Raw genomic sequence first — 12,933 nt, 5'->3', positions numbered from 1 at the left:
GCTGATCGCAGCGCGCTTCATGCAGCTCATGCGGGCGACGCTAACAGAGGGCCGGCGGCCGCGCACCGCATTAATCGAGAGCACAAAAAAGCCCCGGACTAGAATTGACAGCCGGGGTCGCGTCTCGCGTATATTGGTGGATTCCGTGTCCGGACATGCTGAAGACACGGTGAAGTTCACTAAAAGCACTGTAACCCGCCGGGAGTCGAATTGTCAACCGAGGAACTCCGGAAAGAGCAGCTGTTCATCACCGAGCTCTACGCCCGCCTCGACGACCTGAGGGACCAGGCCGAAGCCGGAGTCGCCCACGCCCTCGGCACCCCCGGCGTGGGCAACGCCCAGGCGCGCCTCGAACGCGACGTGCTCGTCGCCGAACAGTCCGGGCTGCTCACCGCGCTGAACGCCGGGGAGAGCGGGCTGTGCTTCGGGCGGCTGGTCTTCAAGGACGGCCGCGACCACCACATCGGCCGCATCGGCGTCCGCGAGGACGACGAGCAGCGCACCCCGCTCGTCGTCGACTGGCGCGCCGAGATCGCCCGCCCCTTCTACCTCGCCACCGGCTACGAGCCGATGGGCCTGACCCGGCGCCGGCACCTCGCCACCAAGGGCCGCGAGGTCCTCTCCCTCCACGACGAGGTGCTCGACCTCGCCGACGCCACCCGCACCGGCCACGAGAACCGCGACGCCGACGAGGTGCTGCTCGCCGCGCTCGACGCGGCCCGCACCGGGCGCATGCACGACATCGTGCAGACCATCCAGGCCGAGCAGGACGCCATCATCCGCTCCCCGCACCGCGGCGTGCTCGTCGTCGAGGGCGGCCCCGGCACCGGCAAGACCGCCGTCGCCCTGCACCGGGCCGCCTACCTGCTGTACGCGCACCGCGAACAGCTCGCCAAGCGCGCCGTGCTCATCGTCGGCCCCAACCCCGCATTCCTCGGCTACATCGGCAACGTCCTGCCCTCCCTCGGCGAGACCGGCGTCCTGCTCGCCACGCCCGGCGAGCTCTTCCCCGGCGTCCACGCCACCGGCACCGACACCCCCCGCGCCGCCGCCGTCAAGGGCTCGGCCCGCATGGCCGGGGCGCTGGCCGCGGCCGTACGCGACCGGCAGCAGGTGCCCGAGCGCGGCGAGCCGCTGATCGTGCCGCACGACGACGGCGACCTGGTCATCGACTGGGACATGGCCCTCGAAGCCCGGCACAAGGCCCGCGAGACCCAGCTCCCGCACAACCTGGCCCGGCCCTACTTCGTCTTCCACGTCCTCGACGCGCTCGCCGAACAGCTCGCCGACCGCATCGGCGCCGACCCCTACGGCGGCCCCAACTTCCTCGGCCCCGACGACCGGGCCCTGCTCGCCAAGGGCGTCGCCGCCAACCCCGACGTGCACACCGCCCTCGACACCCTGTGGCCCGCGCTCACCCCGCAGGAGTTCCTCGCCGACTACCTCGCCGAGCCCACCCACCTCGACGACGAGACCGACCTCGCGGCGATCCGGCGCGACGCCGCCGACTGGACCCCCGCCGACGTGCCGCTCCTCGACGAGGCCGCCGAACTCCTCGGCGAGGACGACTCCGCCGCCCGCGCCGCCGAGGAGGCCGAGCGGCAGAAGCAGATCGCCTACGCGCAGGGCGTCCTCGACGTCTCGTACGCCTCCCGGACCTACGAGTTCGAGGACAAGGAGGAGGTCGACAAGGACGCCTCCGAGGTGCTCTCCGCGCACGACATCATCGACGCCGAGCGCTTCGCCGAGCGCCACGAGGAGGCCGACCACCGCAGCGCGGCCGAGCGCGCCGCCGCCGACCGCACCTGGGCCTTCGGGCACATCATCGTCGACGAGGCGCAGGAGCTGTCCGCGATGATGTGGCGCCTGCTCATGCGCCGCAGCCCGACCCGCTCCATGACCCTGGTCGGCGACCCGGCGCAGACCGGCGACCCGGCCGGCGTCGGCGCCTGGCAGGACATCCTCGGCCCGTACGTCGAGGACCGCTGGGAGCACGTCCGGCTCGGCGTCAACTACCGCACCCCGGCCGAGATCATGGCCGTCGCCGCCGAGGTGCGCAGGGCCGCCGACCCCGCCTTCGAGCCGCCGCGCTCGGTCCGCTCCACGGGCGTCGAGCCCTGGGACCGTACGGCCGAGGACCCGGTGAAGGAGACCGCCGACGCGGTCGCCGCCGAGCTGCGGCCGGAGGGACGGCTCGCGGTCATCGCGCCCGAGGAGCTGCACCCCGGGCTGCTCGCCGCCCTCCCCGGCGCCGCGTACGGCGCCAAGCCCGACCTGACCCGGCCGGTCGTGCTCCTCGACCCGCGCCAGGCCAAGGGGCTGGAGTTCGACACCGTCCTCGTCGTCGACCCGGACGGCATCCGGGCCGGCGCCCCGCACGGCGTCAACGACCTGTACGTGGCGCTGACCCGGGCCACCCAGCGGCTCGGCGTCATCAGGCGGGCGCTCTGACCGGTCGGCGCTCCGGCCGGCCGGGCCCTGATCAGGCGGGCGCCCTGATCAGGCGGGCGCCCTGATCAGGCGGGTCAGGCGGGCCTGAGCCAGACCGTCGCCAGCGGCGGCAGCGTCATCCGCAGGCTCGCCGGCCGCCCGTGCCACGGCACCGACTCGGTCTTCACCGGGTCGGTGCCGACCACGTCACCGCCGCCGTACCGGGCCGCGTCCGTGTTCAGCACCTCCGACCAGGCGGCGAAGGCGTCCGGCACACCGAGCCGGTAGTCGTGCCGGACGACCGGCGAGAAGTTGCAGACGGCGAGCAGCGGGGAGCCGATCGCGTCGTGGCGCAGGAACGCGAAGACGTTGTCCTCGGCCGCGTCGCCCGCGATCCACTGGAAGCCCTCCGGCGAGGTGTCCCGCTCCCACAGCGCCGGCGTCGCCGCGTACACCGTGTTCAGGTCGCGGACCAGGTCCCTCACACCCCGGTGGTCGGGCTCCGCGGCGTACGACGGGTCGAGCAGCCACCAGTCCGGGCCGTGGTCCGCCGACCACTCCGCGCCCTGCGCGAACTCCTGCCCCATGAAGAGCAGTTGCTTGCCCGGGTGGGCCCACATGAAGCCCAGGTACGCGCGGTGGTTGGCGCGCTGCTGCCACCAGTCGCCCGGCATCTTCGACACCAGCGCGCGCTTGCCGTGCACGACCTCGTCGTGCGAGATCGGCAGGATGTAGTTCTCGCTGTACGCGTACACCATCGAGAACGTCATCTCGTGGTGGTGGTACTTGCGGTGCACCGGGTCCTTCTCGACGTAGCCGAGCGAGTCGTGCATCCAGCCCATGTTCCACTTCAGGCCGAAGCCGAGCCCGCCGAAGCCGCCCGGGCCCACCTGGTCGGTCGGCCGGGTCACGCCGTCCCAGGCGGTCGACTCCTCGGCGAAGGTGACCACGCCCGGGCAGCGCCGGTAGACCGTGGCGTTCATCTCCTGGAGGAACGCGACCGCGTCCAGGTTCTCCCGGCCGCCGAACTCGTTCGGCAGCCAGTCGCCGCCCTCGCGCGAGTAGTCCAGGTAGAGCATCGAGGCGACCGCGTCGACGCGCAGTCCGTCGAGGTGGAACTGCTCGCACCAGTACACGGCGTTCGCCACCAGGAAGTTGCGCACCTCCTTGCGGCCGTAGTCGAACTCCAGGGTCCCCCAGTCCGGGTGCGCCGAGCGGCGCGGGTCCTCGTGCTCGTACAGCGGCCGCCCGTCGAACTCCGCGAGCGCCCAGTCGTCGCGCGGGAAGTGCGCCGGCACCCAGTCCATCAGCACGCCGATGCCGGCCCGGTGCAGCGCGTCGACCAGGTGGCGGAAGTCGTCCGGGGTGCCCATGCGGGCGGTCGGCGCGTAGAAGCCGGTGACCTGGTAGCCCCAGGAGCCGTGGAACGGGTGCTCGGCGACCGCCATGAACTCCACGTGCGTGAAGCCGAGATCGCGGACGTACCCCGGCAGCTGCTCGGCGAGCTGCCGGTACGTCAGACCGGGCCGCCAGGACGGCAGATGCAGCTCGTACACCGAGATCGGCGCCTCGTGGTGCGGGCGGGCGCCGCGCCCGGCCATCCACTCCGCGTCCTGCCACACGTGGTGGTCGGCCGTCACGACGGACGCGGTGTTCGGCGGGCACTCGGTGCGGCGGGCCATCGGGTCGGCGCGCAGCGTGTGCGAGCCGTCCGGGCGGGCGATGTCGAACTTGTACAGCGCGCCCTCGCCGACGCCCGGCACGAACAGCTCCCACACGCCCGACGACCCGAGCGAGCGCATCGGCAGCGCGCTGCCGTCCCAGTACGTCCAGTCGCCGGTGACCCGGACGCCGCGCGCGTTCGGCGCCCAGACCGTGAACCGGGTGCCGTCGACGCCCTGGTGGGTCATCACCCGGGCGCCGAGCGCCGTCCACAGCTCCTCGTGCCGGCCCTCGCCGATGAGGTGCAGGTCGAGCTCGCCGAGCGCGGGCAGGAAGCGGTACGGGTCGACGAGCGCGAGCTCGCCGGAGGCGGAGGCGTCGCCGCCGCCGTCGTAGCGCACCCGGAGCTCGTACTCCGGGACCTTGCGGAGCCGGGGGAGCAGCGCCGAGAACAGCCCGTCGCCCTCCGGCAGCAGCTCCACCCGGCGCCCCTTCGGCAGCACCGCGGCCACCTCCCGCGCCCACGGCCGCAGCACCCGGAGCACCACCCCGCCCGGCACCGGGTGCGCGCCGAGCAGCCCGTGCGGATCGTGGTGCTCCCCGGCGACCAGCCGGGCCCGGTCGGCCGGGTCGAGCGGGGGCGCCGTACGGGGCTGCGTGCCGGCCTTCTTTCCTGCGGGCTTTCCTGCGGGACGGGCGGTCACCGGGGGTGCCTCCTGGGGGTGCGAGGGGGGTACGGGTACGGAACGCGGGCGCGCCGGTCCGGACACTCGGCCGAACGGGGCGTGTGCGGATCTGCGCAGGCGGGAGCCCCGGTCGGCCGGGGTCGCGCTGGGCCGGACGGGGGAGGGCGCTTCACGCTCCCCCCGCAAGACGTTCGATCGCCGCCATCGGGACCGGGAGCCAGTCCGGGCGGTGTCTGGCCTCGTAGACGACCTCGTACACCGCCTTGTCCGTCTCGTACGCCCTCAGCAGCGCGGGCCGCTCGCGCGGGTCGGTGCCCGACGCCTCCGCGTAGCCCGCGCAGTAGGCGGCGCGGCAGCGGGCGGACCAGTCGGCGTTCCAGGGGCGGTGGGTGCGGGCCGCGTAGTCGAAGGAGCGGAGCATGCCGGCGATGTCGCGGACCGGGGGCTGCGGGCTGCGGCGTTCGTCGAGCGTCTTGGCCGGCTCGCCCTCGAAGTCGATGACCGCCCAGGCGCCGTCCGAGCCGCGCAGCGTCTGGCCGAGGTGGAGGTCGCCGTGGATGCGCTGGAGGCGTCCCGCTCCCAGCGAGTCGCCGGCCGCGGCGAAGACGGCGCGCAGGCCGGGGACGTACGGCAGGAGCGCGGGCACCGCCTGGGCGGCGGCGTGCAGCCGGGCGTCCATCGCGGCGGCGAGGTGCGCGGCGCGGTCGCGCGGGAGGCGCTCGGTCGGCAGGGCGGTGGCGAGCGCGAGGTGGACCTCCGCGGTGGCCCGCCCCAGCGCGCGCGCCTCCGTCGCGAAGTCCCGTCCGTCGGCGAGCGCGTCGAGGGCGAGCCGCCAGCCGTCCCGCGAGCCGCGCAGATAGGGCTGGAGCACGCCGAGCGTGGCCGCGCCGGTCTCGAACCAGGCGACCGGCGCCGGGACCCGCGCGCAGCCGGCCCCGGCGAGGGCCAGCGGCAGCTCCAGATCCGGGTTGGCGCCCGGCGAGACCCGCCGGAAGATCTTCAGGATGAGCGAATCACCGAAGACCAGCGACGAGTTGGACTGTTCGGCGTCGAGCATCCGCGGCGCGAGCGCCGGCGGCAGCGGGGCCGTGGCGTGGAAGCGCAGCGGGCCGATCCGGCCCGGGGTGCGCAGCCGCTCGTACAGCAGACCGGCGAGCCGCGGGTCGCGCAGCCCCTCGTAGACGGCCCGGCCGGCCAGCGGGCCCTGCCGGATCCGCCCGATCAGGGCGGGGGCGAGCCGGGGCGGCAGCTGCGGCCGTACGCCGAGGAGCAACTGGTAGCAGTCGGGGGGCGTTCCGGCCGGCCGGGCCGGCTGCTCGACGCGGACGAGGAGGTGGAGGAGACCGGGCCCGGTGCCGTCGAGCGGCAGCAGCTCGGTGGCCGCGTCCAGCGTGAATCCGGTGACCCGGCGGCCCTTGCCCGCGAACCAGCGCTGCCGCGGCAGCCAGGCGTGGAGCAGCGGCGCGAGTGACGGAAGGAGGGCGTCCTGGGCCTCGGTGGTGGATGCGGTCTCCGGCATGGCATCGCGTCCTTTCCCCGGGGCGCGCACGTGGCGTTCGTATGCGTTCAAATGCGCAGAGTGTCCCGGATGGCGGCTTCGGCTGTCCGGCTGTGCGGGACGTGTCGGAAGGGGAAGATCCGTATGGGCCCGGCAAGAAGGCCCGTATGGACCTGAGGTGACCCGGCGGGTGCCCGGGTCGTGCCTGAATCGTGTGTGGGATCGGTTCCCGGTGTGGGGCGGAGGAAACCGCCCCACCCGGGACAGAACTGAACTGACGGTACTTCAGGATCGCTTGAGGCGGAACCAGTAGAAGCCGTGCCCGGCGAGCGTGAGCAGATACGGCAGCTCGCCGATGGCCGGGAACTCCACCCCGCCGATCAGCTCCACCGGCCGCGTCCCCGCGAAGCGGCGCAGGTCCAGCTCCGTCGGCTGCGCGAACCGGGAGAAGTTGTTCACGCAGAGGACGAGGTCGGCGTCCTGTCCCTCCTCGGCGGCGGACTCCCTGAGGAAGGCGAGAACGGCCGAGTTGGACGAGGGCAGTTCGGTGTACGTGCCGAGCCCGAAGGCGCGGTTCTGCTTGCGGATCTCGATCATCCGCTTCGTCCAGTGCAGCAGCGACGACGGCGAGGCCATCCCCGCCTCCACGTTGGTCACCTGGTAGCCGTGCACCGGGTCCATGATGGTCGGCAGGTAGAGCCGGCCCGGATCGCAGGACGAGAAGCCCGCGTTGCGGTCCGGCGTCCACTGCATCGGGGTGCGCACCCCGTCCCGGTCGCCCAGCCAGATGTTGTCGCCCATGCCGATCTCGTCGCCGTAGTAGAGCACCGGCGAGCCCGGCAGCGAGAACAGCAGCGCGGTGAACAGCTCCATCTGGTTGCGGTCGTTGTCGAGGAGCGGGGCGAGCCGCCGCCGGATGCCGATGTTGGCCCGCATCCGCGGGTCCTTGGCGTACTCGGCGTACATGTAGTCGCGCTCCTCGTCGGTGACCATCTCCAGGGTCAGCTCGTCGTGGTTGCGCAGGAAGATGCCCCACTGGCAGCCCGCCGGGATCTCCGGGGTCTTCGCCAGGATCTCCGAGACCGGGTGGCGCGACTCCCGCCGCACCGCCATGAAGATCCGCGGCATCACGGGGAAGTGGAAGGCCATGTGGCACTCGTCGCCGCCCGAGCGGAAGTCGCCGAAGTAGTCGACGACGTCCTCCGGCCACTGGTTCGCCTCGGCGAGCAGCACCCGGTCCGGGTAGTGCTCGTCGATCTCCTGCCGCACCCGCTTGAGGAAGGCGTGGGTGGCGGGCAGGTTCTCGCAGTTGGTGCCCTCCTCCTGGTACAGGTACGGCACGGCGTCGAGCCGGAAGCCGTCGATGCCGAGGTCCAGCCAGAAGCGCAGGCTGGACATGATCTCCTCCTGCACCTTCGGGTTCTCGTAGTTGAGGTCCGGCTGGTGCGAGAAGAAGCGGTGCCAGTAGTACTGCTTGCGGACCGGGTCGAAGGTCCAGTTGGAGGTCTCGGTGTCGACGAAGATGATCCGGGCGTCCGCGAACTGCTTGTCGTCGTCGGCCCAGACGTAGTAGTCGCCGTACGGCCCGTCCGGGTCGGTGCGCGACTCCTGGAACCACGGGTGGGCGTCGCTCGTGTGGTTCATGACGAAGTCGATGATCACGCGCATCCCGCGCGCGTGCGCCGCGTCGACGAACTCCACGAAGTCGGCCAGGTCGCCGAACTCCGGCAGCACGGAGGTGTAGTCGGCGACGTCGTAGCCGCCGTCGCGCAGCGGGGACTTGAAGAACGGCGGCAGCCACAGGCAGTCCACGCCCAGCCACTGGAGGTAGTCCAGGCGGGAGGTGATGCCCTTCAGGTCGCCCACGCCGTCGCCGTTGCTGTCCTGGAAGGAACGGACCAGGACCTCGTAGAAGACCGCCCGCTTGAACCAGTCGGGATCGCGGTCCTTGGCGGGAGTGTCCTCGAAGGTGTCGGGGACGGGTTCGTTGACAGTCATGATGCGGGTGACCCTCCGGTCTGCGGGGACGGTCGCAGGGCGAGTACGTGCGCGGGCGTGACACCCGGCTCGAGGCGCACGTAAGCGGCCCTGCCCCAGTGATAGGTCTCGCCGGTGAGCTCGTCGCGCACCGGCACGGTCTCGTGCCACGCGAGGCCGAGTTCCGGCATGTTCAACGAGACCGTGGCCTCCTGGGTGTGGTGGGGGTCGAGGTTGGCGACCACGAGCACGGTGTCGGGACCGGTGCGCTTGCTGTACGCGATGACGGCGTCGTTGTCGGTGGCGTGGAAGGTCAGGTTCCGCAGCCGGCGCAGCGCCGGATGGCGGCGCCGGACCCGGTTCAGGGTGGTCACCAGCGGGGCCAGCGAGGCGCCCGAGCGCTCCGCCGACTCCCAGTCGCGCGGCCTCAGTTGGTACTTCTCCGAGTCCAGGTACTCCTCGCAGCCCTCGCGCAGCGGGGTGTTCTCGCACAGCTCGAACCCCGCGTACATGCCCCAGGTGGGGGAGAGGGTCGCGGCGAGCACCGCCCGCACCTCGAACGCCGGCCGGCCGCCGTGCTGCAGATAGGCGTGCAGGATGTCCGGCGTGTTCACGAAGAGGTTCGGCCGCATGTACGCGGCGGCCTCCCCGGACAGCTCCGTCAGATACTCCGTGATCTCCTCCTTGGTGTTGCGCCAGGTGAAGTACGTGTACGACTGCTGGAAGCCGACCGCGCCGAGCGTGCGCATCATCGCCGGCCGGGTGAACGCCTCCGCCAGGAAGATCACGTCCGGGTCGGTGCCGTTGATCTCGGCGATCACCCGTTCCCAGAACACCACCGGCTTGGTGTGCGGGTTGTCCACGCGGAAGATCCGCACCCCGTGGTCCATCCAGTGGCGCAGCACCCGGACCGTCTCCGCGACGATACCGGCCATGTCGTCGCCCGCCCGGTCGAAGTCGATCGGGTAGATGTCCTGGTACTTCTTCGGCGGGTTCTCGGCGTACGCGATCGAGCCGTCCGGGCGCCGGGCGAACCACTCCGGGTGCTTCTCCACCCACGGATGGTCCGGCGAACACTGCAGCGCGAAGTCCAGCGCGATCTCCAGACGCAGCTCGCGCGCCCGCGCCACGAACGCGTCGAAGTCCTCGATCGTGCCCAGGTCCGGATGGACCGCGTCGTGCCCGCCCTCCGGCGAGCCGATCGCCCACGGCACGCCCACGTCCTGGGGGCCCGCCGACAGCGAGTTGTTCGGGCCCTTGCGGTGGGTCACGCCGATCGGATGGATCGGCGGCAGGTACACCACGTCGAAGCCCATCGCCGCGATGGCCGGAAGCCGCTCCGCCGCCGTACGGAAGGTGCCCGGCCGGGTGCGGCCCCTGACCTTCCGCACGCCCTCCGAACGCGGGAAGAACTCGTACCAGGAACCGAACAGCGCCCGCTCCCGTTCCACCCGCAGCGGCAACGCGGGCGAGGCGGTGAGCAGTTCGCGCAGCGGGTGGCGCTCCAGGGCGCCGAGGACCCGGGGCGCGAGCGCCGCCGCGAGCCGTACCGCGGCCGGCCGGGACTCGTCGCGCAGCGCGTCCGCGACGGCGAGCACCGCCTCCCGGCCGCCGCCCTTCTTCGGCACGCCCTTCGCGGCGCGCTCGTGCAGCTCCGCGCCCTCGGCGAGGACCAGTTCGGAGTCGATCCCGGCCGGGATCTTGATCTTCGCGGTGTGCCGCCAGGTGGCCAGCGGATCGCTCCACGCCTCCACCGTGTACGTCCACGGGCCCTCGGCGTCCGGGGTGACCTCGGCGCCCCAGCGGTCGGTCCCCTCGGCCAGTTCTCGCATCGGGGTCCACGGACCCGGCCGGCCCGACGGGCCGCACAGCACGACATTGGCGGCGACCGCGTCGTGTCCCTCCCGGAAGACGGTGGCCGTGACCTCGAAGGTCTCGCCCACCACCGCCTTCGCGGGACGGCGGCCACAGTCGACCAGCGGGCGGACGTCCAAGACGGGAATACGTCCCATGAGCGGATTCACGGCATCACCTGACGGTTCGCGGGGGTGCGGGTGGTGTGCGCTCTTTCTAGCTCCGTCGACGGCCGGTTGGTTGCGGGCATCGCCGCTCCTGTGCGCGTTCACTCGGATGGCGGGTCTGACGACGGTCCAGCGGGGTACGAGGAGGAGCCTTCCCCCCGAATTCGGGTGGGCAATCCGGCGCTTTGTTAACTACTAGGGCGTAGCCGCAGCGGCAAGAACACGTCCCGGACAAGAAACCGGCCCCGTCCTTGTGGGACGGGGCCGGTTCCCCCCGGGTCCGGACCGTGGCTCCGGTGCCGGGAGGCTGTGGAAAGGAGGGACTCAGGCGGGCTGTTCCTCCGCGTCCTCGCCCGGCTCTCCGTCCGTGTCCTGGGCGCGCCCGGTGTGCTCGGTGCGCTCGTTGGGCCCGGTGTGCCCGGGGTTCACCGCGTTCGCGATGCTCGCCGCGTTCTCCGGGGCCGCAATGTCCTCTGCGTTCCCTGCGTTCCCTGTGTTCCCTGCGTTCCCTGTGTTCCCTGCGTTCCCTGCGTACTTCGCGTTCCTCGCGCCTTCCATGTCCGCCGCCCACACCTGCCAGGGCTGCCGGGCCACCCACTCCTCCACGCTCGCCGGCACCACCCCGAGCGCCTCCGCCGACTCCCCGTCGTCGCCCGCGAGGAGCAGCGGATCGCTGCCCGCCGCCAGGTAGTGGTAGATCCCCGCCACCCCGGCCGCCGTCTCCGGCCCGGCCAGCTGCGCGAGGCTCCGCTCGAACACCTCGGGCCGCAGCGGCACATAGCGCACCGAACGCCCGAGCCCGCGCCCGAACGCCTCAGCCAGGGCCTCGCCGGTCAGCGTCACCGCCCCGCCGATGTCGAAGGACCGGCCCGTCAGCCCGTCGCGGGCCAGCGCCGCGCACGCCGCCTCCGCCAGGTCCCGGTGCGACAGCCACGCCGTCGGCAGCGCCTCCGGCAGCGGATAGGCGAGGACGCCGTCGTCCACCAGCTCCGGGCCGTTGAACGGCGAGAACAGGTTGTCCAGGTACACCGGCGGCCGCAGGACCACCAGCGGCACCCCGCTCGCCCGGAACACCTCCTCCGCGATCCGCCGCGTCTCGAACGCCGGCACCGGCGTCGGAGCCTGCGGCACGCGCGTGTTGGCGTTGAACACCAGGCGCTCCACCCCCGCCTCGCGGGCCGCCCGCGCCACGTTCGCCGCGTACCGGCGCACCCGCGCCGCGTCGTACACCAGCGGCATCGTCACGAACGCGTGCGTCACGCCCTCGAAGAGCCGCAGCACCGCCGCCGGATCCCCGAGCCCGCCCGGCGTGAACTCGGCGCCCGGCAGCGGCGGACGGTCGCCGTCCGGGCGGCGGGTCAGCGTCCGCACCAGGTGCTGCCGCTCGGCGAGCAGCCGGGCCACGGCCCCGCCCTGGAAACCGGTCGCGCCGACGACCGCCACGCGCATCGGCCGCGCCTTCGGAATCGGAGTGGACATGAGTGGAGGAGGCCCTTCGATAGGCTGTGAGCGCCGCTGTCGCCGGTCCCTTCCAGACTGCGACGCGGGCTTCGTCCGTTCAATTAACAAAATGGGGCGGAAATTGAAGGATCGTCCATGGAAACCGAGAACCATGACCTCCTGAGCGAACTGCTCAAGCCGCTCCGGCTCACCGGCGTCTTCGACAGCCGCTGGCACGTCAGCGCGCCCTGGGCCATCGAGGGCGACGCCGAACAGGACTGCGCCGTCCTGCACTACGTCGTCGAGGGCGGCTGCTGGATCACCGGCGCCGGCCGCGCCCCGTTCCACCTGAGCGCAGGCGACCTCGTCGTCTTCCCCACCGGCGCCGCCCACCGCCTCGCCGACTGCCCCGACCGCCGCGGCGTCCCGCTCAAGGCCGTGCTGCCCGGACGCCGGCCGGGCGCCTCCGGCGAGATCCGCATCGAGGGCACCGGCGTCCAGAGCCGCCTGCTGTGCGCCGGCCTGCACTACGACGCCAGCGCCGCCACCGGCCTCTACCGCTCCCTGCCCGGCGCCCTCGTCCTCGACCGCCCCCAGGTCGACCGCGAACCCCTGCTCCGCGACACCCTGCGCCTGCTCGCCACCGCCGACCGGCCCGACGGCCCCGGCGACCGGCTCATCACCCTGCGCGCCTTCGAGATGGCCCTCGTCCTCGCCCTGCGCCCCCTCCTGCGCCAACTCGCCGACAACCCCGCCGCCCTGCCCGTCCTCGGCCACCCCGGCATCAGCCGCGCCCTCGTCGTGATCGCCACCCGGTTCGCCGAGCCCTGGACCCTCGACACCCTCGCCCGCGAGGTCGGCATGTCCCGCTCCGCCTTCACCGCAGCCTTCCGCGACCTCGTCGGCGACCCCCCGGCCCGCCACCTCACCGCCCGCCGCATGCAGGAAGCCGCCCGCCTCCTCACCGAGACCACCCTCCCCCAGTCCGCCGTCCCCGCCCGCGTCGGCTACCAGAGCGTGGTCGGCTTCCACCTCGCGTTCCGCAAGTGGTTCGGCAGGACACCGGGGGAGTACCGGGCGGGCGAGCCGAAAGCGGCCTGAATCAGTTGCTTCGCACGGGTTGATCCGCCGCCGCGGAGTCTGATAGACCATCGCCACTTTCGGTGTGCATGACGCCACCGCCGATCTGGGGGGATCACCGAGTACGTGAAGAGAGCTG

General features: G+C 72.6%; 7 protein-coding genes. 2 read left to right on the top strand and 5 right to left on the bottom strand.

Annotated elements, in window-relative coordinates; translation table 11 throughout:
* The first annotated feature begins 210 nt into the window (after positions 1-210).
* Positions 211-2,451: a HelD family protein gene (locus ACFYU9_RS33165; protein ID WP_389208702.1), complete on the top strand. Its 2,241-nt coding sequence runs from the start codon at positions 211-213 to the stop codon at positions 2,449-2,451.
* 74 nt (positions 2,452-2,525) lie between these two features.
* On the opposite strand, the gene glgB is transcribed toward ACFYU9_RS33165, so the two are convergent.
* The 5 genes from glgB to ACFYU9_RS33140 all read right to left on the bottom strand — a co-directional run bounded on the left by glgB (position 2,526) and on the right by ACFYU9_RS33140 (position 11,753).
* Complete coding sequence (gene glgB, locus ACFYU9_RS33160; protein ID WP_389208704.1) at positions 2,526-4,796, bottom strand: 1,4-alpha-glucan branching enzyme; 2,271 nt, start codon at positions 4,794-4,796, stop codon at positions 2,526-2,528.
* A 151-nt stretch (positions 4,797-4,947) separates the two neighbouring features.
* Complete coding sequence (locus ACFYU9_RS33155) at positions 4,948-6,297, bottom strand: maltokinase (RefSeq protein WP_389208706.1); 1,350 nt, start codon at positions 6,295-6,297, stop codon at positions 4,948-4,950.
* Positions 6,298-6,561: 264 nt separating this feature from the next.
* Complete coding sequence (gene treS, locus ACFYU9_RS33150; RefSeq protein WP_389208708.1) at positions 6,562-8,274, bottom strand: maltose alpha-D-glucosyltransferase; 1,713 nt, start codon at positions 8,272-8,274, stop codon at positions 6,562-6,564.
* Positions 8,271-10,265: an alpha-1,4-glucan--maltose-1-phosphate maltosyltransferase gene (locus ACFYU9_RS33145; protein WP_389208710.1), complete on the bottom strand. Its 1,995-nt coding sequence runs from the start codon at positions 10,263-10,265 to the stop codon at positions 8,271-8,273. Before ACFYU9_RS33145 ends, treS begins: the two co-directional genes overlap by 4 nt.
* 333 nt (positions 10,266-10,598) lie before the next feature.
* The gene (locus ACFYU9_RS33140; RefSeq protein ID WP_389208712.1) at positions 10,599-11,753 is read right to left on the bottom strand and encodes an SDR family oxidoreductase; all 1,155 of its coding nucleotides are present in this window, start codon (positions 11,751-11,753) and stop codon (positions 10,599-10,601) included.
* Positions 11,754-11,870: 117 nt separating this feature from the next.
* On the opposite strand from ACFYU9_RS33140, the gene ACFYU9_RS33135 reads away from it, so the two are divergent.
* Entirely contained in the window at positions 11,871-12,815 is a 945-nt protein-coding gene (locus ACFYU9_RS33135; RefSeq protein ID WP_389208714.1) for an AraC family transcriptional regulator, read from the top strand.
* The last annotated feature ends 118 nt before the right edge of the window (positions 12,816-12,933 follow it).

The organism is Streptomyces sp. NPDC004327 (assembly GCF_042873935.1).
GTDB lineage: Bacteria > Actinomycetota > Actinomycetes > Streptomycetales > Streptomycetaceae > Streptomyces.
This window is presented reverse-complemented; position numbering and strand designations above follow the sequence as displayed.

Coding starts and splice junctions, on each gene's coding strand:
- ACFYU9_RS33155 (WP_389208706.1), bottom strand. CDS start 6,297: ATGCCGGAGACCGCATCCACCACCGAGGCCCAGGACGCCCTCCTTCCG.
- treS (WP_389208708.1), bottom strand. CDS start 8,274: ATGACTGTCAACGAACCCGTCCCCGACACCTTCGAGGACACTCCCGCC.
- ACFYU9_RS33145 (WP_389208710.1), bottom strand. CDS start 10,265: ATGGGACGTATTCCCGTCTTGGACGTCCGCCCGCTGGTCGACTGTGGC.
- ACFYU9_RS33140 (WP_389208712.1), bottom strand. CDS start 11,753: ATGTCCACTCCGATTCCGAAGGCGCGGCCGATGCGCGTGGCGGTCGTC.
- ACFYU9_RS33135 (WP_389208714.1), top strand. CDS start 11,871: ATGGAAACCGAGAACCATGACCTCCTGAGCGAACTGCTCAAGCCGCTC.